Genomic DNA, 22,428 nt, shown 5'->3' with positions numbered 1-22,428 from the left:
TTGCGAGCAGAGGAACGACGAAACGATCTATCCTGCTAGTTAATGCTTGCTGCAAAGATTGCTTCGTCGGCAGGAAAAGCCTTCTCGCAATGACGATCCTCCCAGAGGCCTATTTCCATTAAATACTTCTGTCAATCATATTGATTTTATAAGATAAATTATCCCTCAGGATGACGAATGGAGGGGCGATTTGAGGTTAACCGATTCAAACCATAATTCAGTTAGCAATTAGCAATTAGCAGTTATCAATTATCAGTTGGCAATTTACAATTTTACTACTGATGAACCAATGGCTACTGAACTATAAAAAAAGGTTGTTCCACCCCGCGGAACAACCTTTCTACATTGCAAATTTTATAACGACCTGCTGTATGCTAAAATCTTATTGATGGTTTCATCTTGAGGATCTTTAACCAGCGTATCTAACTTGCTTTTTATTTGATCATAAAATAAGTCGATTTCTGCATCAGATTCCATATCAGTTATTGGCTGAAACATGTTAGGTGTAGGTAAATTTACATTGTTTTTTGATGTAGAGGTTTTTGTCATAAGCAACTGAATGTGATAAGTTTTATAAACTTAACGATAGTTCAGATGCTTTATTTCAAACCCTAAAAAAAAATATGTAACATTTTTACTACCCTTTGTAGGTCATCTCTTTTGTTTTGAGCATTTTACGCAGGTTACTCAATGCATAACGCATACGGCCCAGGGCTGTATTAATGCTGACATCAGTTAGATCTGCTATTTCTTTGAAGCTTAAATCGGCATAATGGCGCATCAAAAGCACTTCTTTCTGCTCATCTGGCAATAAATGGATCATCGCTTTTAAATCTTTATGGGTTTGATCGCGAAGCATTTTATCTTCTGCGCTCTCATCATAAAAGTGTAGCATATTAAATACATCCATCCCATCCGCACTGGTGATGATCGGTGTTCTCTTTTCTCTCCTGAAATAATCGATAACCAGGTTATGCGCAATACGCATTACCCAAGGCAAAAATTTACCTTCCTCGTTATATCTTCCTGATCGCAGGGTATTGATCACTTTGATAAAAGCATCCTGAAATATATCCTCAGCCAGATATTGGTCTTTCACCAACAAGTAGATTGAGGTATAAATTTTACTTTTATGTCTTCTAAGAAGTTCCTGCAATCCATTCTCGTTCCCGGCAATATATACCTTTACCAGGTCCTGATCATTATATGATTGTAAATTCATAGGTTTACCTACACTAAATCCCGTACTGTTTGCTAAAAATTAATTTGTAGATGTTTAATTTCTATAGCTTATCTCCTATGTTTTTTGATATGTGTTAGTTTGGTTTTGAGGTTGTTAATGTTCAAAGAAAGTTATTTTTTTATCAAAAAACAAAAAATAAAATGATAAAAAATAAATTAACCGCCTGAGTACCCTATTTTTGTATCTTCTAAAAACCCTAACCACATTCTGGGGTTATATATTTATATTCTTTACCATACATGAGCAAAAAAGAGGCCGAAAAAGATCCGCATAAAAATATTATCATAAAAGGTGCAAGGGTGCACAACCTAAAAAACATTGACGTTGCCATTCCAAAAAATAAACTTGTGGTGGTAACGGGCATGTCTGGTTCGGGTAAATCTTCACTTGCATTTGATACTTTGTATGCAGAAGGGCAACGCCGGTACGTAGAAAGTTTATCAGCATACGCCCGCCAGTTTATGGGACGGATGAATAAACCGGATGTTGATTATATTAAGGGTATTGCCCCGGCAATTGCTATCGAACAAAAGGTAATTACTTCCAATCCACGTTCTACAGTGGGTACCTCAACTGAAATTTATGATTACCTGAAATTGCTTTTTTCTCGTATAGGAAAAACCATTTCGCCTGTTTCGGGCAAGGAAGTGAGGAAGGATTCGGTAAGTACGGTAGTAGATTATGTAAATGCCATGCCTGAAGATACAACGGTAACCATTTTTTGTCCGCTATATCCGCATAACAACCGCACAATTAAAGAAGAGCTCGCAATTTTATTACAGAAAGGATTTTTACGGGTTCTGATTAACAATAAAATAGAAAAGATAGAATCTATTTTAGATGATGCTGATTTTAAAGACACAGAACTTACTGATGATAAAACCGTTCAGATCCTGATCGATCGGATTGTAACCAACCAGGAAGAAGAAACATTAAGCAGACTGGCCGATTCGGCACAGACCGCTTTTTTTGAAGGTAAAGGCGATTGTTATGTAGAAGCCCAAGGTACAACGAAACATTTTAGTGACCGTTTTGAACTGGACGGAATAAAATTTGAAGAACCTACGCCCAACTTTTTCTCTTTCAACAATCCTTACGGCGCCTGTAAACGCTGCGAAGGATACGGGAATGTTATCGGCATCGACGAAGATCTGGTAATTCCTGATAAGAGTAAAAGTGTTTATGATAATGCCATTGCTCCGTGGCGTGGCGAAAAAATGAACGTCTGGTTGCAAAACTTTATTAAAGCTGCACCAAAATTTGATTTTCCGATCCACCGTCAATACAGTGCACTTACTGAAAAAGAACAGCAGCTACTTTGGACGGGTAACAAATATTTTTCCGGTTTGGACGCATTTTTCAAGGAATTGGAAGAGCAGACTTATAAAATCCAGTACCGTGTCATGTTATCGCGCTATCGCGGTAAAACCACCTGCCCTGATTGTAAGGGCTCGCGTTTGCGTAAAGATGCCTCATACGTTAAAATTGCTGAAAAATCGATTATTGATGTGGTACTGTTGCCGCTATCAAAAGCACTGGCTTTTTTTAATGAATTAAAATTGAGTGTAAACGACGCCAAAATTGCCAAACGTTTATTGGCAGAGATCAACAACCGTTTCCTGTATTTAAACAATGTGGGTTTAGGATACCTTACCTTAAACCGTTTATCGAATACTTTATCAGGAGGAGAATCGCAAAGAATTAATCTGGCAACATCTTTAGGCAGTAGCCTGGTGGGCTCAGTTTATGTGCTGGATGAACCCAGTATCGGTTTGCATCCACGCGATACCAATAAACTGATAGAGGTATTGGTCTCGCTCCGAAATGTAGGTAACACGGTTTTGGTGGTAGAACACGAAGAAGAAATGATGCGTGCCGCTGATTACATTATCGATATCGGTCCGGAGGCGGGTACGCATGGCGGTAACCTGGTTTTCAGCGGTAACTATGAAGAGATTTTAAAAGATAAAAATAGTTTAACAGGTCGTTACCTGGCTGGAATTGAGAAAATTGCCATTCCTTCGAAACGCCGTAAGTGGAAAGATCACATCCTGATTAAAGGCGCAAGGGAAAACAACCTGAAAAATGTAGATGTCAAATTTCCGCTAGGGGTTTTTACTGCGGTAAGTGGCGTTTCTGGATCGGGTAAAACCAGTTTGGTGAAAAAGATTTTATACCCGGCGCTACAAAAAGCGATCGGAAACTATGCGGGTGAACAAACGGGTGCTTATGACGGTATTTTTGGTAATTATGACCTGGTAAGTGCAGTAGAATTGGTAGATCAGAATCCAATCGGCCGTTCCAGCCGCTCTAACCCGGTTACTTATGTTAAAGCCTGGGATGACATCCGTGCGCTTTTCTCTGGTTTGCCTGCTGCAAAGGCCGCCGGACTGAAGCCTGCAGCCTTCTCCTTTAACGTAGAGGGTGGCCGTTGTGATGTTTGCCAGGGTGAGGGTGAGGTGAAGATCGAAATGCAGTTTATGGCCGATATTTACCTGCCTTGCGAGGCTTGCAATGGCAAACGGTTTAAACAACAGGTATTGGATGTTACTTATAAAGAAAAAAATGTTTCTGAGATTTTGGATATGACCATTGATGAGGCGGTTGATTTCTTTAAAGACGAACAAAAAATCCTGAATAAATTAAATCCGCTGGTTGATGTGGGTTTAGGTTATGTGCATTTAGGTCAATCATCAAACACTTTATCAGGTGGTGAGGCACAGCGTATTAAATTAGCGTCGTTTCTTATTAAAGGGAATAATGCCAATAAAACCGTATTTATTTTTGATGAGCCGACCACCGGTTTGCACTTCCATGATATTAAAAAACTGTTAAAAGCATTAAATACCCTTATTGAGCAAGGTAATACCATTTTGGTTATCGAACACAATATGGATATGATCAAATGTGCCGATTGGGTTATTGATATTGGTCCTGAAGGAGGAGATGGTGGTGGTAGTGTAGTATTCGAAGGTGTACCAGAGGAACTGGCTAAAGTAGAAAATTCGTATACCGGAAAATATTTGGCTGCGCATTTAAATTTAAATCCATAATTTCGGCGATGCTTTTTTTAACGTTTTTCATCGGTATCATTCTCAATGCCATGGGATATATTCCCCCTGGCAATATTAATCTCACTGTGGCGCAGCTCGCTATTAACAAAGGCATGCGGCAGGTTTGGTATTTCATTTTATCCTTCTCGTGTGTAGAGGTATTTTTTACTTTCGGGATGATGCGCTTCGCCCGGTGGGCCATGAGTGATATCAATCCAAATGAGGCTGTTAGTGAGGTACGCCTTGGCACTTTGGTGGATTGCTTCATGATTGTGATGTTTCTGGTGATGGGTACCATTACCTGGAAAAACAGAAAAAAAGTACCGAAAACCAGTAATAAAAAAGAAGATAAGCGTAGTGGCAGTATGCTTTATGGATTGATTTTGGGCGTTTTAAACCCTGTCCAAATTCCATTCTGGTTGTTTTTTGGAAATTATGTAATTCTGCATCAATGGATCGAAACCGATTACCTGTCGCTGGTGATTTTTAGCCTCGGCTCTGGCGTAGGTTCTACACTTGCGCTTTACCTGTATGCCCATTTTGCCACTTACATTCAGGAAAAATTCGCGCTGAGCAGTTTGCTCATTAACAAATCTATCGCTATATTTTTATTTGCACTGGCAACCTATCTGGTTGTAAAGCAGGCAATCGTAATGCTATAAAACTAATTCAGGGTCTGTGTTTCACAGGCCTTTTGTTTTTAGTCTTTTTAATGAATTTTTCTTAACGGAGATTTGTCCGCAGTTCTTTTTTGCCCGGGAGGTACTGGAAAGTATGGAATTATAAACTGAGTTCGATTAATACTTTAATCGAAGCAATTGCTTTTTAGCTCCCTGGGATAACGAGATCATCATGCTGAATTATTGATCAGCAGCTTTGATTGTTATTTTATAATCCAGCCTGTTTCTGTATCAGCATTAACGAGCTGATACTTGCCGAAAGCACCTAAAAGGTTTACACGCTGTCCTTCTTTTAGCGTTGTTTTAAGCGCGGCCAAACTATCAGGTCTGTCATAAACTTCCTGCTGAAATAAATTTATCTTAAGTTTTTTCAGGGGCTCAATTGCCTGTTCAATACTATTGCTTTGAATAAAACCTCTGCTCCCATCGGGCAGTTCTACCTGGTAGTAATTTCCGGTCGCAGCATTTGCAAGTAAAATTGTTCCCGCGTTAAGCGAAATTAAAACATTTGCTTTACGGTCTGGAGAAGAGACCATTTTAGCGGTAGATTTAGTCCTTAAAATTTTATTTAACTTATTGCCGGAAGCAGTTATGGCAACCGGGGTTTTGGTTACAGGATCTATAAAGGGTAGTGGGTTTACTGCACCACTTGCCGTGTAAATGCCGAAATGTAAGTGGGGAGGCGTGTTTCGGGCATTGCCTGTATTTCCCATAAGCCCCAGGGTATCTCCAATTTTTACTTCCTGTCCTTCTACGGCAATCTGTTTATCCAGGTGGGCATAATACAAAGTATAATCCTTACCCCTTGGACGCATCCAAACCACTTTTCCACCCAGGTTGTTTTCGTTTACACGGGTTACTGTTCCGTCTGAAATCGCCAGCACAGGCGTTCTGAAACTGCCAAAAATATCTACACCTTCGTGTTTTCTGGCGTCATTATCCCTGCCATCTCCCCAATAACTTTTTATGCTGTTGGCGTTTTTTGATTTTATCGGGAAAGCAAGAGACGCTCCGGTAGTAATTTCTAATTCGTAGGCTACACTCTGCAATAGTTCTGGTTGTAGTCTGATCAGATAGGCGCCTGTTTCCTCAATATCAAAAATGATAGGATTATTTAAGGTATCGGCTGAGGCAATAAGTTTTCGGGTTTGATTTGCGCTATGCCAAACATCAATATAAATCAAGGCGCCGTCTGATGGCTTTTTGTTTAGTCTTATGTTTATTTTCTGCCCTTTGGTTGCATTGAACTTGTAAGCTGTCGCAGGGACCCGGTCGGCAGCGAAATAACCGTTTTCTTGATAAGGAATACTAATGTCTAATGCTTTTTGCATACTCGTTGTAGCCGCATTTAACCAAGCCGATCCCATTGCTGTTTTATCCAGCCCCACATTCACCAATTTTTTTTGATATTGCTCATGCGGGCTAGCGGCCTTAAATAAATTAACTGAGCCTGTTTTGCATGACAGTACGCCCATTGCCATAGCAATGCAAAAGAACCAAAGTGCAGGTCTATAAATTTTCATTACCTAAGCCTTTTTCAATTGTTTAAAAACCGCTGCGGTTACTAATCCACCTATCAGATACCAGGTTACCGTTAATATCTTGGTTTTATCGGTTTTATTTACAGGAGTATCATCTAATCCAATTTTATCCGGTATGCTGATTGCACCCAGACCAGCAGTAAGACCGGCTATTGCACCTTTAAAATAAATATGTTTTTTATCTCCCAAGCCAATGGCACTGTAGTATAGGGTATTGCTGATGATATCACCTGCAAGTGTGGCCAGGTACAGATTGTCTCCGTCAGGACTGTCCAGTTTCAAATCGGACATGGATTTGGAAAGTGCCTGCTTACCCAAAAGGTCAATCCGGGGTGCGTCGGGATCAAACTGCCTAAAGCTTTCATGTAATATATTTAAGGCTGCAGCACCTGCAAAGCCAGCGAGTAAGGATTTAAATGATTTCATAATAGAATAATCCCTGCAAGCGGCAAATTGTTTTATGAGGATCGGGATTACGCCATGAATCGCAATTACCGCTCCATTATGTTATAAAATTGATACACAGAATAGGTTCTGTTAACTTAATCATAACATTAAATTCATTTTTAAGAAGTCTGCCTAAACTAATATTGGATTTTGATACAAAACATATTTTATCCTTATGTTTAACAGACGTTTTTTCCTGAAAAATAGTTTGGCTGCTGCGGTAGTAGCCGGTTTATCACCAGTTCTGCCATCATTTGCAGAAGAGCGGAATATTTCAGTCAAACGGGAAAAAGGACCAAAACTTCGCTTTGCGATCGCATCCGACGGACACTATGGGCAACCGGGAACTGATTATAAACTTCATCACGAAAATATTGTGAAATGGCTTAATGCCTCGCATGATGAAAATCCACTGAATTTTGTAATTATTAATGGCGATCTGGTACACGACCGGCCTGAATTACTGAAAGAAGTTAAGAAAGATTACTATGATCGTCTGAAAGTTCCTTTTTATGCCGTGCCTGGTAACCACGACCATGCAGATACTGGGCTCTGGAAATCGGTTTTTGGTTACGAGGATAACTTTTCTTTCGAAAAAAATGGGGTGGGTTTTGTTTTAGCAAATACCTCTGATACTAAAGGGACTTATTTATGCCCTAATAATGATTTTTTAAAACAGGAACTAGATAAATTTAAAAACCTGAAAACTGTTTTTGTGGTATTGCATATTCCGCCACATTTTTGGGTGCCGGAAAGCCCTTTTGTAGAATGTACAGATACGATTAAGCTGCTACATAGTTATCCAAATGTAAAAGCTGTTTTTCATGGCCACGACCATAGTTTAGATGCTGTTTTTTATACCGGTAAACTCCCACATTTTTTTGATGCACATATAGGTGGCAACTGGGGTACGGCCTATAAAGGTTACCGGATAGTTGAGGTTGATGAAAAGGATAAGATCCAAACTTACCAGGTAAATGCCAGTGGCTCGCCATTGTTAAACGAAACGAAATTCTAAAAATATCCATTAAATGAAAAAGACATTTTTGATGCTCATCTTTGCCGGCGTCATATTAAACTGTGCAGCTCAAAAGATAAGTGAAACCAAAACCGGTGTTAAAGTGGGAACGGATGCAGCTCAGCCTTTTCTGTTTTCTTTAAATACCTTAACTGCAGAGAACCCACGTTGGAATATCCATTATTCGGGTAGTTACGGAGAAAGAACCAGCGGACAATTCGGATATGATGGCTTAGGGCAACAATTTGGGGTAAAAGGATATTTAGGCAGCAGATTTACCTTATATGCTACAGCGGCGATCGGCTTTGCCAATTCAGGAGGCGTAACATCTGCGCAACAGGCTGAAGTAATCAGAGATCTGGTAGGAGGCAAAGGTATCTCCGGGTTTAGGCTAGGCGCAGGCTTAGGCTTGAGCAGAGATTGGTCGAGTATAGGTGCTGCAATTAGCCGGATTACTGCTTCGTTTGATCAGACCAATTGGAGAATGGCGGGCAACCTTCGCTTCGAAAAAGCTTTCGATAAAACCAGAGATAAACTGGATTTTATTAGCAGTTTTGGCTATCAACATCGCGTTTCTAATGTTTTATATGTTGGCCTTGAAGCCCTGGGACAAGATTTAGAAGGCTTTTGGGAGAAAGACGAGGCAGAGGGCGGCGCAAAGTTAATGATCGGGCCATCCATCAACCTGGAACCAAACCATTCGAAACTGTCTTTCTCTATTTCTGGAGGACCTGTTTTTTATGCAACCCGTAGTAATGTCATCCCGTCAGAGGCTATTAGGGAAATCGGTTCTGTCGCTTCGGGTAATGGCTATACGATCAGAGCCCTGGTTAATTTTAATCTTCATCGCTAATGTGCATGCTTCAAATTAATAAAATGAAAAAGTCATACCTATTTATATTATTCGGTTTCCTGTTTATCCAAAAAGGATTTGCACAATTACCGGGAAAAAACGAAACCACCCAGCAAATTTTATTGCCTAATGGCTGGAAATTAAGTCCGGCCGGGCATTCGGTACAACTGGGTGATTTGCCTTTAAATATGCAACTCAGCGCATCTGGTAAATACCTGGCCATCACGAATAACGGCCAGAGTACACAATCGCTGCAACTGATTGATCCTAAAACCGAACAAATTATAGACGAAAAGGTGCTGGCCAAATCATGGTACGGAATTGCTTTTAGTAAAGATGAAAAACACCTCTATGCATCAGGTGGTAACGATAACTGGATTCTGGATTTTAATATCGTAAACAATAAACTGGGAAAGAGTGATACCATTACTTTAGGGCCGGTTTGGCCAAAGGGTAAAATATGCCCGGCCGGTATTGTGGTAAATAGTAGTAACCGTAAATTATTTACCGTTACCAAAGAAGATAGCGCTTTGTATATCATCGATCCGGCAGTGAAAAAGATTTTAAAACGGGTACAGCTTCCTGCTATTGCGTATAGTTGCGCATTAGGTGCTGATGAGCGAAAATTGTATATTTCGCTTTGGGGTGGAAAAGCAGTGGCAGTTGTTGATCTGCAATCAGAAAGTATTATCCGTCTGATTCCTGTTGGTGACCATCCTAATGAGCTTTTGCTTACTAAAAAAGGTAATATCCTGTATGTAGCCAATGCAAGCGATAATACGGTTTCGGTAGTAAATACGCTGGACAACAAAGTAATTGAAACCTTCTCTACCACGCTTTATGCCACACAGTTAACGGGTTCAACTACTAACGGCCTGGCTTTGAGTAGCAATGAAAAAACGCTCTATATTGCGAATGCTGATAATAATTGTTTAGCTGTGTTTGATGTAAGTAAACCCGGCGTAAGCCAGAGTCAGGGCTTTATACCGGTAGGATGGTATCCAACCAGCGTTAAGGTTTTAGGCTCGAAAATATTGGTTAGCAATGGTAAGGGCAATACCTCAATGGCGAACCCGAAAGGGCCTCAACCTGTTTCGAAAGTGGATAACAGTGATTACCACATGGGCAGTACGGCTAACAGCAGGCTACAGTACATTGCCGGTTTGTTTAAAGGTACGCTGTCTTTTATAGATTTGCCAAAACACGAACAATTAAAAGTGTATACCAAACAAGTTTATGCCAACACACCATTTAGCGACAAAAAAACGATAACGGCCGATGGCGAAGCTGGAAACCCGGTTCCTAGAAAACAGGGCGAAAAATCTCCCATCAAACATGTTTTCTATATTATCAAAGAGAACCGTACTTACGATCAGGTATTGGGCGACATTAAAAAAGGAAACGGCGATTCTACGCTAACCCTTTTCGGACGCAAAGTGACCCCTAACCAACATGCTCTGGCCGAGAATTTTGTATTGCTGGATAACTTTTACGTAGATGCCGAAGTAAGTGCCGACGGGCATAACTGGAGCATGGCGGCTTACGCAACTGACGTAGTGGAAAAAACATGGCCAACCAGTTATGGGGCCCGTGGTGGGAGTACCACTTTCGAAGGTGGCAGGCCGGTAACTTATCCGAAAGGAGGTTTTATCTGGGATTATTGCCAGCGGGCGGGAATCAGTTACCGCAGTTACGGTGAGTTTGGATCTTATGCTAAGGCCAATATCAAATCGTTGCAGGGGCATATGTGTCCGGCTTCTCCGGGTTTTGATATGGATATTAAAGATCAGTTGCGTGTAGATGCCTGGCAGCACGATTTTGATTCATTACTGGTAGCCGGTGCGGTACCGCAGTTTAATACTTTACGGATTTCAAACGATCATACCAGTGGACAGAAGAAAGGAAAATACTCGCCACAGGCAGCGGTTGCCGATAATGATCTGGCAGTAGGCCGGATCATTGAACACCTTTCGCACAGTAAGGTGTGGAATGAATCGGTTGTGTTTATTTTAGAAGATGATGCACAAAACGGGCCAGACCATGTAGATGCACACCGTTCTCCGGCTTATGTAATTGGCCCGTATGTGAAAAGAAATGTGGCGGTACATACCATGTATTCTACTTCAGGTTTTTTGCGCACCATGGAGCTGATTTTAGGTTTACCGCCAATGAGCCAGTATGATGCAGGAGCAATGCCTTTGTATGAGTGCTTTACAGCTAAGCCAGATTTTACACCATACAATGTTTTACAGCCCCTTATTGATTTAGATACCCGGAACGTGGCGGTTAACGAAAGCAGCAGGCGTTCTGAACTGTTCAATTTTGCGAAAGAAGATTCGGCACCCGATTTAGATTTAAATGAAGTGATATGGAAATCGGTTAAAGGTGAACAATCGGTAATGCCTGCTCCGAAACGCAGTGCTTTTGTAATTTTAGAGAAGAAGAAAAAAGATGATGATTAATTGTCGGTGATGATCTCAGATTCAATAAAAAGGCAATTTTCTCATAGAAAATTGCCTTTTTATATAGGTTTTGAAATTAACGCTACACTCCAAACTCCCAGCTCCAAACTAATTTACAGCTTCCAATCCGGCCTTTCAAAATGGCAGGTATAACCGTAAGGATTTTTCTGCAGATAATCCTGATGTTCTTCTTCCGCATTCCAAAAATCGGTTTCAGGTACCACCTCAGTTACAATTTTGCCCGGCCATTTGCCCGAAGCATCCAATTCAGCAATCAGTGTCTCAGCAGTTTTTTTCTGTTCTTCACTATTATAAAATATAGCTGACCGGTAAGATGTACCTACATCATTTCCCTGTCTGTTGCGTGTGCTCGGATCGTGGATCTGGAAAAAGTATTCCAATAGTTTGCGATAAGTTAAAACGGTTGGGTCAAAGGTAACTTCAATGGCTTCGGCATGTGTGCCATGGTTCCGGTAGGTGGCATTGGGAACATCGCCACCAGTGTATCCAACAACTGTTGAGATAACGCCAGGGTAATGACGGATCAGTTCTTCTACGCCCCAAAAGCACCCGCCGGCAAGAATGGCTTTTTCAGTATTCATATATCTTTCCTTTTTTTGATTACATAAAGATACGGTGAAGATGTGTAAAAGGAAAGTAAAGAAGGGTGGTTGTTTCGTTGTATGGCCTACTAGTAATGACAGATGATCGGATAAGTCACTTGTGTCTTCCTGAGCGGAGTCGAAGGATAACATGTTTAAGCGCATTAGATTAAAAATTTATTTGGAGCGCAGGGCCTTTGCTGAGCAAAATTGGATTTAATGTTTAAATGATTAAGGATCTAGGGGTTCATCAAAATCGATCTGTAAAGAATTGGTATTTATGTAAAATTCTGATTCAGTTTCACTTAATCGTTTGCCGTTTTTATAAGGGTAATAACCAAGTTCTTTTTTACAGCGTTCGGGCAGGATGTCGGTGATGTAGTAACTTTGCGATTTTACGGTACAAACCATTCCAGCTTTATCTATTGGCATACCGTACCTGAACATCAGTCTGGCGCAGTTACGTAAATTAGTAGTGGTGTGGCGGGCATGCGGTTCCATAATAATGGCGCTTTCAGGTATTTGGAGCACTCTCATTAAAAACTTCTTCATTTCATAAGCTTCGCTGAACTTGGTTTTATAGGGATGTACCCGCCCGCCAGATACTACAATAAATGGTGCTACACCTTTTTTATATTGTAAAGAGGCTAACCTGCAGCGGATCATTCCGCCGGGGCTTAGCGCAACATCTTTTTCTTCAGGGCCTGCACCCGGAACCAGGATTACGCTGTAAGGGTATTTCTTCCAATCTGTTTTTTTTATTTGTTGAATGGCAGTCAGGTTTACACCTTTATTCATTGGTTCATAATCGGCAGCATCATTACGTTCATTGAGTTCTAATGCCTGAAGTGCAAATTGCATAGCGGGTTCAAAAAACATTTTATGGTTGCCTTGTAACGCCAACCAGGCATTGGCTGCCGTGAGTTCTGCAAATTCTTTATCCTTTACTTTAAAACTGATGGAATCTATTTTCGGGTAATTGGGTTTATTTCCCTCTACATATACGCCAATAGCGTAATTAATGGCATTGGCATCTTGCTCCCATGCCTTAATCAATAGATTTTGATGCTGTTCTTTGGTGAAAAGGGCATAACACCCTGATGGAATGAGGTGGTTTTTAATCAATCTTCCGAATAGATTGTTTTCTGTGTAAAGCTTGGCCAGTCGATTTCCGATACTGAAAATTTCATCATCGGTAAATTTTAAAGCTTTCGCATAACAGGTAATATCTGTTTTACAGGTTTTAATTGCCTCATTTACGCGCACCGTTTTTAATTGGTATATGCTATTCAGCACTGTATCGGTACTGAACATTTGACGGAGCTCGGGCAATTGCTGGAAAAGCGTGAGCAGGTAATAATTTTTGTACTGTACTGCATTCCTGGTTTGGATGCATTGATAAGATGGCGAGGGCATATCTTGTGCAGCCAGGCCTTGGCACAACAGGCAGGATACCAGAAACAGATAACAGGATTTCATCGAAAAGTTTTGGAAACAAACTTAAAGACCTCCCATTAAAGAAACATTAAGAGGGTGTTATGCTTTAATTCCTCAATAAACCGATTTAGGTGTTGTTTAATATGGCTTAATGTTAATTTAAAGTACACGTTGTGATTGGTGTGAAGAGTTAACGCAGGGGATACATCGTGTTAAAAATACACTTATACTTTTGCCGCTGTAGAACGCTCCGCGAATTAACCTGTTAAAGATAAAGGATAAGCCTATGTACATGTGAAAATCTACGCTTCTACTTAAAAACACAAAACCCAATTATATTTCAAAACCATTACTAAGAACAAAAAGATGACATCATTTTTTTTAACCGCAGGTATAAAAAATACCTGCCGGAAATTGCTTTTGCCTTTAGGCTTACTGGCCATCTGTAATTCAGAAGCAATAGCAATAAACTACGGTATGCTTGCCTCAGGGTTATACCGTAAAACATTTGCTTCGGTAAGTGGAATAGTTACCGACCAAAATAACCAACCATTACCTGGTGTTAGTGTCTTCGAAAAGAAAACAAAAAAAACGACAGTTACCGATGCTAATGGCAGATATTCAATTAATGTAGAAGAAGGTGCTGTCCTGGTATTCTCTTACATCGGTTACGATAACCAGGAGGTTTCGGTTAATGGAAGCCAGAATATTAATGTTATTTTAAAAGAAAGTAGCAATACCTTAAATGAGGTTGTGGCCATTGGTTACCAGAAGATCAGAAAATCTGACGTAACAGGTGCGATTAGCAGCGTTAAGGCTAGCGAGATGAATTTAACTTCTCCAACTGTTGGTCAGGCATTGGTGGGTAAGGTTGCCGGTGTACAGGTATCACAAACCAGTGGTGCGCCATATTCCGGTACTAAAATCAGGGTACGGGGTATCGGTTCTATCAATGCCAGTTCTGATCCCTTATACGTAATTGATGGTTATCCTGCAGGGAATAATGTATCCATCAATCCGGAGGATATCGAAACCATCGATATTTTAAAAGATGCGGCTTCTGCTGCCATTTACGGTTCGAGGGCATCGGGTGGGGTTGTATTAATTACGACCAAAAGGGGTGCAGATGGAAAAGGAAAATTTGAATATGATGTTCAGGGTGGTGTTTCTCAGTTAGCTAAAAAAGTAAAACTATTGGATGCCAACCAGTTTATCCAGCTTTTAATTGATGGAAGAAACAACGCTTATAAAGATTTATGGGTAAACTCAGGTAAAACCTGGAATGATGCCATGTTCAGTGATAATAATGCTACCCGAATTGCCAATGTAGGTAATGGAAGTAGTGTAAGCATTCCGGCCGATCTTTATAATTTCAGCACACAACAGGCTATTCCGGCAACCTACAATACCGACTGGCAGGATGAACTTTACCGCAATGCCGCTTTTCAACGCCATAACCTTTCCTTTTCGGGTGGTACTAAGGATATAAAATACTTTTTAAGTGGTGGTTACCAGAACAACAATGGTATTGTAACCAATACCAACCAAAAAGTAACCAACTTCAGGGCAAATATTGATGGCAAAGTGAGTGAGCGTTTACGTGTTGGCGCAAATATTTCCTATACGCAGAATGATAACCGTGAGGTACAGGAAGGACGCTATAATCTAAGTCCGATGATGTCGGCTTTGATTTATCTGCCTTATCTGCCGGCAAGAGATGCCAATGGAAATCCGATCCAGTTTGGCATGGGCGCTTTAGCCTCGCAATATGGTATTCAAAATCCAGAAAATCCACTTGCAACGGTAGAGCAATTGAAAATTACCAGAAAGGGTGCAAGAAGCACCTATAATGCCAATGCTACTTATAACATACTGAAAGGATTGGATTTTAAAGCTAATTTAGGTACACAGACCTATAACGAGAAATATGATTTTTACCTGCCAACCAGCTTGAGTAATGGTAATAATCCACCTTACTCTACGGCTGCGATAACGGCGGCAAATGCTATTGCACAAACGCTTAGTCAGGTTGATCAGCTTGGTGAGTTTACGTTAAACTACAATAAAACTTTTGGTAAGCATAAAATTGATGTGCTAGGCGGCTATTCTGCGCAAAAAACAACCAGCGATTTAATCAGGATTTCTGCTACGGGTTTTCAAAATGATAAAATCGGTGAGATCACCGATAAAGGTGCTGAAGCAGGCTTTTTAACACTGATTACAGATGGAGCAAATAAAACAGCAAAGGCTACCAATACTTTGCTCTCTTATTTTGGCCGTTTCAGTTATAATTATGCAGGTAAATACTTTTTAACCGGTTCATTCCGTCGTGATGGATCATCAAGGTTTGGTCCGCTTAATAAATATGGTAATTTCCCTTCGATAGCCGCAGGATGGAACCTTTCGGAAGAAGATTTCTATAACAGTTTTCTTGGCGAACAGTCAACCGTTAAGTTAAGGGCGAGCTGGGGCCTGAGCGGTAACAACAACATTCCGAATTACAGAACTGCGCAGGAAATGAGTGCGCCGGGTGGTGTGGTTTTTGGAAATGCGGTTTCAACGGCGATCTGGCCAAATGCCATACAGGATTCGAAGTTGGGATGGGAGTCTACCTCTCAGTATAATTTTGGTGCCGATGTCAGCTTATTCAAAAATAGATTGAATATTATTGCAAATTATTACTTAAGTTATTCTTACAATCTCTTATTCAATCAACCCATCTCAGCTGTATCGGGTTCTTCTTCTATTCTTACCAATCTTGCTGATAGTAAAATCCGTAATAAAGGTTTCGACATCCAACTGGATGGAAGAATTATCCAAAATCAGGATTTTACATTGGGTTTAAGCGGAAACATTGCCGTTAACCACAATAAGGTATTAAATATGGGTGGAGCAAGTACCATCTATACTGCTGGTGCAGAGCGGTCATACATTACACATGTTACCCAAGAAGGTCAGCCGGTTGGTATGTTTTATGGTTTTAAAGTTTTGGGCAGGGTCACAGCTGATAATTTGGGTAAGGTTGCTCCATCAGCTTCTTCAACCAATCCGGCAAAAATCGGTGATTTATATTTCCAGGACACGGATGGCAACGGCATTGTAAATGATGCAGACAAAACGGTGATCGGCACACCGTATCCAAAATTTAGCTACGGTTTTGCCTTAAATACTTCTTACAAAACGTTCGATTTAAGGGCATCATTCAACGGATCGTATGGGAACCAGGTTTTAGATGGACAGGATTATTACCTCTATAATTTCGAAGGTTCTGGTAACCAATATGCAGATGTGGCCAACCGTTACCGGAATGAATCCAATCCGGGCAGCGGCTTAAATTATCGTGCATCTCGTGCAGGTACGCAAAGTAACAGTACCCGTTTATCTTCTTTTTACATTCAGGATGGGTCTTACTTCAGGTGTACCAACATTACTTTAGGCTATAGTTTTCCAAAGCAACTGGCCAATACGCTTAAAGTAAGCAATATCCGTGTTTATGCGAGTGTAGATAATGCCTTTACCATTACAGATTATAAAGGTTATAATCCTGAAGTAGATTACAGTGCAGGTAATAACCTTGCTCCTGGGGTAGATTATGGTAACTATCCATTGGCAAGAACTTATAACCTGGGTATTAAACTTACTTTTTAGAATTAAAGAAATGAAAAACAATATTTATACAATTTTGGCACTGGGTGCAGTTCTAAGCCTAAGTGCCTGTAAAAAAGATTTTTTGGCACAGAGCAATCCCAATGCTGTTACCGTAGAGAATTATTTTAAAACTGAGAATGATGTATTATTGGCGGTAAATGGTGCTTACCAATCGTTAAGAAGCAGTAATACGCTGGGCGAAAACAGTGGACTGTTTACCGATGAGCGTTCAGATGATACCGGTAGAAATGATAACCAGAGTAATGCCGGAGAGCCTTTTCAGTTTAATGATTTCTCTTTATTGCCAAGTAACTCCTATTTAAAAGCGCATTGGGTTGCACTTTATCAATCCATCTCCCGAAGTAACGTAATTTTATCAAATATCGATAAGGTAAGTTTTGCTAACCCTGCAACCAAGATTAACTATGCAGCAGAAGCCAAATTTATCAGGGCGATAATGTATTTTGAGCTGGTAAGGAAATGGGGAGCTGTGCCATTGGTTGCTAAACAATTGCTCACTAATGATGAGGTTACCGCTGCGACTTTTCGCGTGCCTGAAGCTGACGTATATAGCCAGATTGTAGCTGATTTAAAAGATGGATTAAACAGTACGTTACCAAATTTTCAGACAACCGCCAATATTGGCAGGACTTCAAAAGCAGCTATCAACGCTTACCTAGGTAAGGTTTATTTAACCATGGCGGCCACCCTGCCAAACAATAAGGCCGAAAACCTAAGCAATGCCAATACTTACCTTACTGCGGCTTATAATATGAAAACTTTTGGGAACCTTTCCGAAATTCCATACACTGATGTTTTTGACGTAACGAAAAAAACCACGTGTAAGGAGCTGATTTTTCAGATTTCTTACAAACAGGGCGATATTAATTACAGTTCTAGCATTGCCGCCAACAACCAGGCCAAAGGCGAAACCATTAATTCGTTAAAGGCTTCTACTGGTATTGGTGGGAATGTGAAGTTAGATCTGATCAATGAGTATGAAACAAGTGATTTAAGAAAAGATTTCTCAGTAAAATACGCTAACGATCCAACAGTAAAAGATTGGTTTATTACAAAGTTCCGTGATGCCAGTGCTTTGGCCACCAACAATGGTTATGGAGGCAACGACTGGATATTGATGCGTTATGCTGATGTAATTTTAATGTTGGCCGAAGTAAATATGCTACAGGGCAACGATGCGATGGCTATTCAATATTTAGATATGGTAAGAACAAGAGCAGGTATGCCGGTATATGCGGTTGCCAAAACCGACGCCACTTACGCAGCTAAATTCCCGACTTTAAAACTGGCTATTTTGCATGAGCGCAGGGTAGAATTTGCCTTTGAGCACCAAAGATGGTTTGATTTAATCAGAAATTTTACCGCGGCAGAGTTGGTTACTTACTTAAAAGCCAAAGCACAATCTTCCTATGGTATTGCTAAACTGGCTAATGTAACCGCCAAAGACAGATATTATCCAATTCCTTTTGATGAGGTAAAACTGGATCCGGTTAAAATGTATCAGAATCCGGGTTACTAAAGGGGTTGTAATGTAGAATAAAAGCGGTTCTGATCAATGATTGGGCCGCTTTTTTAGTTTGGAGTTCTGAGCGTGTATTTTATCTCTAAGTCTATTAGATAAACTGTGCGATTGATTAAATTTTCCCCGATTTTCCCTGGAGGTGACCATCGCAGATTTTAAAGAGCGGTCGTCATTCTCGCGCATGCGGGAATCTTAATGCAACATAAAAAACTACTAAGGCATTACGATTCCCAATCAAGTTGGGAATGACGATATCTCTCGGCCTTTCCTCTTCCCTCCAATTTTTTTCTGAAAAGCTGAATTATCAGGATAACAATTTTAATGCAAGCTGATATATAGCTTTCTAAAATCTGCGAAAATCTGCTGATCTGCGGGAGCTTTCTTTATTTATACTCGCTGATAAAGAGATAAACGCAGATTCTGCTTGCAAATCTCACTCATATTTGTAATTCACTCCCGATTTGTCACGTTGAGCTTAGCCTGTACTGAGCTTAAAGAAGTATCGAAACGTCTTAAGATATTAATCAGGTCCTTCGACAAGCTCAGGATGACATTTTTGAATAAAGACTTGAACTAAAAACTACTTTACCTAAATAATATTCCTCGTAATTTTCCCCTTAATGATATAAAGTGCCTGGATATTTTTCTTACTGATTACCGTATCGCCGTTAAAATTTGGGTTTGAAGAGCGGAGGATGAGTTTGGAATCGTCAGCGTGCTGAAAAATGAGTTTGATGGTGCGCAGGCTGTTACTGTCTTCATCTGTCATTACCACATAAGCCTCTCCCCACTGCAGGATTTCGTAATTGGTAATTTCTTTTATCGCTATAATTTCGCCTGCGGCATACTGCGGGGCCATGCTGTCACCATAAACAGGTAAATAGGCCGTACAATCATTAAAAGGCAGATAGTTAACCAGGTATTCCGCCCGTTGCTCTTCTACCATGTGTTCTTTCGCATCCGACAGGCTCATATCAAAATAAGGAACACCCTCTTTGCTTTCGCCAACGGCTGGTCTCTTTTTGAAAAAAGGTTCGCCAATTCCATCTTCCAGCCAGGTTAAATTGACGTCGAATTTCATTTCTAACCTATCTTTAATAGCATTAGAGACATTGACCCTTTCTCTTAAAATATCTGATAAAGAACCCTGTTGAATATTTAATGCAATAGCAAAATCCTTTTGAGTCTTAAAATGCAGTAATTCCATTAACTTTTTTAAGCGCTGATTTTCATTCATAAGAGATGTTAATAAGTTTTTTGAATTAATTATAGTTTAACTATATTATTTTGCTAAATTCGTTAGCCAATATAATCATTTAAAAATATACGCGATGAAAGAGAACCTGAATTTTAAAAAAGAAACAATGGCATTTATAGATGCGATTGAAAGTTTTTTTGCTACAAATGGTATAAATTACCATTTAAACTTTCTACAAAACTGGTTAAATCCGCCCTATAACGAATTAGATTTTTCGCCACAAAAGCACCCCGTACAGCTATTGGTTTTTTACGAAAAACTGGTGCCGCTTTTCGATTATTCGGATTTAGTTTTTAACCGCATTGAAGCTGATACCGAATTTGTGAAAGCGATTGGTGCTGATGAATGTGGTGTAGAACGCGAGATGGTACTGCTCGATTATTGTCCGAAACTGTTGAGCAGCGGAGAAATGAAAAATCCAAAACTTACCTTTTTTGATATTTTCTTATTTTTTCATTCAGATACCTATAAAGTGATGTACAAAGAGTGGTTATTGGCTGCATTGGAAAACAACCTCAAGCTAGATTGGGACGAGTATATTTTTATTTTTTATGAGAACACCAAAAAAATGCTGGAGGCTTGCTGGCTCATACACGAAAGGATCATTACCAGAAATAGTTTTAAAAGTATCGATCGCTATTATCAAATGGCCATATTCGAAAGTACGTCGCCTTTGGCTTTTGAACAGCAATTACCTGATGATCCGTTTAAAGTGATCGAATTTTTCTTTAGTCTGGATAACCTTGCAGGGCATAAAGCATATTTAAAAAACTGGTATAAAGCTGCCTTGGCAGAAGATCAGTGTGTGAGTGATGTGGCCGACTATTTTTTCCTCTATAATCAATTTATCAAACTGCTTAATGCCGGTTTTTTGATTACCGCTAAAAATTTGACGTATCAGGGTACACCGCCCAAAAACTTGCTTGCTGCTACAGAGCAATCAAAAAACATTGATAGCTACCAGAAAAACCTGTGCGAGGTAAATACACTGTCTGCAGTGCATATCGAAAATCCTTATCTGTTTGTAACCTCGTTCTTTATTCCCGAAAAAATTAAGCAGCTGCGTTTAGGGCTCCTGGAATGGTTTTATGCTGCATTCAGTACCAAAAGCAGCATAAAATTACTGGATAAGGCATTCCTGTTTGAACAATATGAATCCATGCTGATGATTATAGAAGCTTTTTTTTTAATCATTACCAATCCTCCCTTAACTGAAACTGAAGAAAGGTATCATTATGCGGAGTAAGTTTTTGAACCCAGAACATGCCGCATTAAAAGATGAAAGCATGTTCCATTTGTTAAAGGCTATTACGGCCGCAGTTCCTGTTCAATGTGTTTATCTCCACAATAACTTTCTGGCCGGTAAGGCCGTTCAGGAAATGCTGATTATGGTTTCTTTTAAACAGGTACGTATTTTAAATGAATTAACACCGGTGTTAAATATTGTATTTAGCGGGCAAATGGAACTGAGGTATCGGGTTTTTCATGTACATGAGGTAGAGCAGGCCCTGTTGGAGGGGAGTTTATTCTTTTACTACGCCACCGCCGCGCAAAATTGTTTATTTAGTAAATCCGGTCATCTTTTTGATGGTGGTAAACCTAAGTTTATTGCAGACCAGGTAAGTACCAACTACCGGCATGGAATTGATAAGGCCAATAAATTTTTGGTAGGTGCTACCTTCTACTTTAAACAACAAGATTTTGAATACTGCACTTTCATGCTGCACCAGGTTTTCGATCTGATGTATCGGGCCATTGAGATTCTGGTCATGGGAAAAGATAAAAAAACACACCGCATCAGGGTTCATCAATTGTATATTAAGCCTTATGTTAAGCCGCTTTCAGCATTATTTAATGATAATGAGGAAGAGGCTAGCCTATTGCATTTGCTTGATGAGGCTTACCTGGCTGTGAGGTACGAAAATAGTTATGTTATTGGTGAGCAAGATTTGTTACACCTGTTTGAAAAAGCAGATTTATTGTATGTGGTTGCAGAACAGGTTTATCAGCGTATCATGAACAATCATTTCGATCAACAGCGGAGCACGATAGATGCGGGTTAATTGTTAAGACAGCATATTGAAAGCATTGACCAATTTTCTCTGGGGATTCAGGGTTCTGTATGTCTTCAGCAACAGCAGTCCTGTTATTCTCTTTATCCCGATAGAAAACCTGTGAAACAAGCAAGCACACCAAAATATAACATAAACCGGTGCTTAATCGGGATGCACGCTACTACCGGGTTTATGAACAGCGGTTTGTGAAAAAAATAAACACTAATAAGAACGCTTGCTGATTCTGCACCCAGCCGGTAATATTAAGGTATGCCGTGCCACCTAGACCCGATTGGAGTGAGCACGAACCCGATATTTCATCGGGTGAAGTAAAACGAAAAGCGGGAAGAAACCTGAATAATTGTACTGAATTTGCTCTCCAAATACCTAAAAATAACATCGGTTTTGATACTAAACCCTATGATAAAGAAATGAAATAAAATTATTTGCTACCCTTTGGTCTGTTCAGTTTCATTTCCTCCGATTTTTTTAACCTTAGCTTTACCTGCTGACCATAAATTTTGGACTGGTTCGCCTGCACCCAGGATCAATTTAAAAGCCTGGAATACAGAAACCATACAAAACACTA

The 22,428-nt window shown here is 40.0% G+C and carries 16 protein-coding genes; 9 read left to right on the top strand and 7 right to left on the bottom strand.

Features of this window, described 5'->3' with window-relative positions; genetic code table 11:
* Positions 1-354: 354 nt before the first annotated feature.
* Positions 355-549 (bottom strand): hypothetical protein, encoded by a 195-nt coding sequence (locus tag ACIQXP_RS09465; protein ID WP_090984998.1) that lies wholly within the window; start codon positions 547-549, stop codon positions 355-357.
* Between the two features lie 88 nt (positions 550-637).
* Positions 638-1,222 (bottom strand): RNA polymerase sigma factor, encoded by a 585-nt coding sequence (locus tag ACIQXP_RS09460; RefSeq protein WP_090984996.1) that lies wholly within the window; start codon positions 1,220-1,222, stop codon positions 638-640.
* Between the two features lie 260 nt (positions 1,223-1,482).
* On the opposite strand from ACIQXP_RS09460, the gene uvrA reads away from it, so the two are divergent.
* Entirely contained in the window at positions 1,483-4,296 is a 2,814-nt protein-coding gene (gene uvrA / locus ACIQXP_RS09455) for an excinuclease ABC subunit UvrA (RefSeq protein ID WP_387505321.1), read from the top strand.
* An 8-nt stretch (positions 4,297-4,304) separates the two neighbouring features.
* The gene (locus ACIQXP_RS09450; protein ID WP_387505320.1) at positions 4,305-4,958 is read left to right on the top strand and encodes a LysE family transporter; all 654 of its coding nucleotides are present in this window, start codon (positions 4,305-4,307) and stop codon (positions 4,956-4,958) included.
* A 221-nt stretch (positions 4,959-5,179) separates the two neighbouring features.
* Here the strand turns inward: ACIQXP_RS09450 and ACIQXP_RS09445 are convergent, their stop codons facing one another.
* Both ACIQXP_RS09445 and ACIQXP_RS09440 read right to left on the bottom strand, forming a co-directional pair.
* Positions 5,180-6,499: a peptidoglycan DD-metalloendopeptidase family protein gene (locus ACIQXP_RS09445; RefSeq protein WP_387505319.1), complete on the bottom strand. Its 1,320-nt coding sequence runs from the start codon at positions 6,497-6,499 to the stop codon at positions 5,180-5,182.
* 3 nt (positions 6,500-6,502) lie between these two features.
* Positions 6,503-6,943 carry a hypothetical protein gene (locus tag ACIQXP_RS09440; protein ID WP_387505318.1) on the bottom strand — a complete coding sequence of 147 codons (441 nt, stop codon included), beginning with the start codon at positions 6,941-6,943 and terminating at the stop codon, positions 6,503-6,505.
* Positions 6,944-7,139: 196 nt separating this feature from the next.
* Here ACIQXP_RS09440 and ACIQXP_RS09435 point away from each other — a divergent pair, with 196 nt between their 5' ends.
* From ACIQXP_RS09435 to ACIQXP_RS09425, 3 genes are read left to right on the top strand one after another with little or no spacing between them, the layout of a single operon-like run.
* Positions 7,140-7,982, top strand: coding sequence for a metallophosphoesterase family protein (locus ACIQXP_RS09435; RefSeq protein ID WP_387505317.1), 843 nt, complete (start codon positions 7,140-7,142; stop codon positions 7,980-7,982).
* Between the two features lie 13 nt (positions 7,983-7,995).
* Positions 7,996-8,835: a hypothetical protein gene (locus ACIQXP_RS09430; RefSeq protein ID WP_293743656.1), complete on the top strand. Its 840-nt coding sequence runs from the start codon at positions 7,996-7,998 to the stop codon at positions 8,833-8,835.
* Positions 8,836-8,858: 23 nt separating this feature from the next.
* Positions 8,859-11,297 (top strand): bifunctional YncE family protein/alkaline phosphatase family protein, encoded by a 2,439-nt coding sequence (locus ACIQXP_RS09425; RefSeq protein WP_387505316.1) that lies wholly within the window; start codon positions 8,859-8,861, stop codon positions 11,295-11,297.
* Positions 11,298-11,410: 113 nt separating this feature from the next.
* On the opposite strand, the gene msrA is transcribed toward ACIQXP_RS09425, so the two are convergent.
* Positions 11,411-11,899 carry a peptide-methionine (S)-S-oxide reductase MsrA gene (msrA, locus tag ACIQXP_RS09420; protein WP_090984981.1) on the bottom strand — a complete coding sequence of 163 codons (489 nt, stop codon included), beginning with the start codon at positions 11,897-11,899 and terminating at the stop codon, positions 11,411-11,413.
* Between the two features lie 231 nt (positions 11,900-12,130).
* Complete coding sequence (locus ACIQXP_RS09415) at positions 12,131-13,378, bottom strand: YdcF family protein (protein ID WP_293743653.1); 1,248 nt, start codon at positions 13,376-13,378, stop codon at positions 12,131-12,133.
* A gap of 324 nt (positions 13,379-13,702) precedes the next feature.
* Between ACIQXP_RS09415 and ACIQXP_RS09410 the strand changes: the two genes are divergently transcribed.
* Together ACIQXP_RS09410 and ACIQXP_RS09405 are read left to right on the top strand one after the other, a co-directional pair.
* A complete protein-coding gene (locus ACIQXP_RS09410; RefSeq protein WP_387505315.1) occupies positions 13,703-16,984 on the top strand; it encodes a SusC/RagA family TonB-linked outer membrane protein in 3,282 nt (1,093 codons plus the stop codon).
* 10 nt (positions 16,985-16,994) lie between these two features.
* Positions 16,995-18,524, top strand: coding sequence for a RagB/SusD family nutrient uptake outer membrane protein (locus tag ACIQXP_RS09405; RefSeq protein ID WP_387505314.1), 1,530 nt, complete (start codon positions 16,995-16,997; stop codon positions 18,522-18,524).
* 592 nt (positions 18,525-19,116) lie between these two features.
* Here ACIQXP_RS09405 and ACIQXP_RS09400 read toward each other — a convergent pair.
* Positions 19,117-19,734, bottom strand: a complete 618-nt coding sequence (locus tag ACIQXP_RS09400) for a LexA family transcriptional regulator (protein ID WP_387505313.1) — start codon at positions 19,732-19,734, stop codon at positions 19,117-19,119.
* Between the two features lie 124 nt (positions 19,735-19,858).
* Here ACIQXP_RS09400 and ACIQXP_RS09395 point away from each other — a divergent pair, with 124 nt between their 5' ends.
* Together ACIQXP_RS09395 and ACIQXP_RS09390 are read left to right on the top strand one after the other, a co-directional pair.
* A complete protein-coding gene (locus ACIQXP_RS09395) occupies positions 19,859-21,031 on the top strand; it encodes a hypothetical protein (RefSeq protein ID WP_387505312.1) in 1,173 nt (390 codons plus the stop codon).
* A gap of 40 nt (positions 21,032-21,071) precedes the next feature.
* Positions 21,072-21,848 carry a HEPN domain-containing protein gene (locus ACIQXP_RS09390; RefSeq protein WP_402759913.1) on the top strand — a complete coding sequence of 259 codons (777 nt, stop codon included), beginning with the start codon at positions 21,072-21,074 and terminating at the stop codon, positions 21,846-21,848.
* The last annotated feature ends 580 nt before the right edge of the window (positions 21,849-22,428 follow it).

The sequence above is a fragment of the Pedobacter suwonensis genome (genome assembly GCF_044762335.1).
Taxonomy (GTDB): Bacteria; Bacteroidota; Bacteroidia; order Sphingobacteriales; family Sphingobacteriaceae; genus Pedobacter.
The sequence above is the reverse complement of the archived record's forward strand: the minus strand, read 5'-3'. Positions and strand labels throughout refer to the sequence as shown.

Bases quoted from the DNA above. Each gene is read 5' to 3' on its own strand.
- msrA (WP_090984981.1), bottom strand. From the start codon at position 11,899: ATGAATACTGAAAAAGCCATTCTTGCCGGCGGGTGCTTTTGGGGCGTA.
- ACIQXP_RS09460 (WP_090984996.1), bottom strand. From the start codon at position 1,222: ATGAATTTACAATCATATAATGATCAGGACCTGGTAAAGGTATATATT.
- ACIQXP_RS09410 (WP_387505315.1), top strand. From the start codon at position 13,703: ATGACATCATTTTTTTTAACCGCAGGTATAAAAAATACCTGCCGGAAA.
- ACIQXP_RS09430 (WP_293743656.1), top strand. From the start codon at position 7,996: ATGAAAAAGACATTTTTGATGCTCATCTTTGCCGGCGTCATATTAAAC.
- ACIQXP_RS09395 (WP_387505312.1), top strand. From the start codon at position 19,859: ATGAAAGAGAACCTGAATTTTAAAAAAGAAACAATGGCATTTATAGAT.
- ACIQXP_RS09390 (WP_402759913.1), top strand. From the start codon at position 21,072: ATGTTCCATTTGTTAAAGGCTATTACGGCCGCAGTTCCTGTTCAATGT.
- ACIQXP_RS09415 (WP_293743653.1), bottom strand. From the start codon at position 13,378: ATGAAATCCTGTTATCTGTTTCTGGTATCCTGCCTGTTGTGCCAAGGC.
- ACIQXP_RS09405 (WP_387505314.1), top strand. From the start codon at position 16,995: ATGAAAAACAATATTTATACAATTTTGGCACTGGGTGCAGTTCTAAGC.
- ACIQXP_RS09465 (WP_090984998.1), bottom strand. From the start codon at position 549: ATGACAAAAACCTCTACATCAAAAAACAATGTAAATTTACCTACACCT.
- ACIQXP_RS09450 (WP_387505320.1), top strand. From the start codon at position 4,305: ATGCTTTTTTTAACGTTTTTCATCGGTATCATTCTCAATGCCATGGGA.
- ACIQXP_RS09435 (WP_387505317.1), top strand. From the start codon at position 7,140: ATGTTTAACAGACGTTTTTTCCTGAAAAATAGTTTGGCTGCTGCGGTA.
- ACIQXP_RS09440 (WP_387505318.1), bottom strand. From the start codon at position 6,943: ATGAAATCATTTAAATCCTTACTCGCTGGCTTTGCAGGTGCTGCAGCC.
- uvrA (WP_387505321.1), top strand. From the start codon at position 1,483: ATGAGCAAAAAAGAGGCCGAAAAAGATCCGCATAAAAATATTATCATA.
- ACIQXP_RS09445 (WP_387505319.1), bottom strand. From the start codon at position 6,499: ATGAAAATTTATAGACCTGCACTTTGGTTCTTTTGCATTGCTATGGCA.
- ACIQXP_RS09425 (WP_387505316.1), top strand. From the start codon at position 8,859: ATGAAAAAGTCATACCTATTTATATTATTCGGTTTCCTGTTTATCCAA.
- ACIQXP_RS09400 (WP_387505313.1), bottom strand. From the start codon at position 19,734: ATGGAATTACTGCATTTTAAGACTCAAAAGGATTTTGCTATTGCATTA.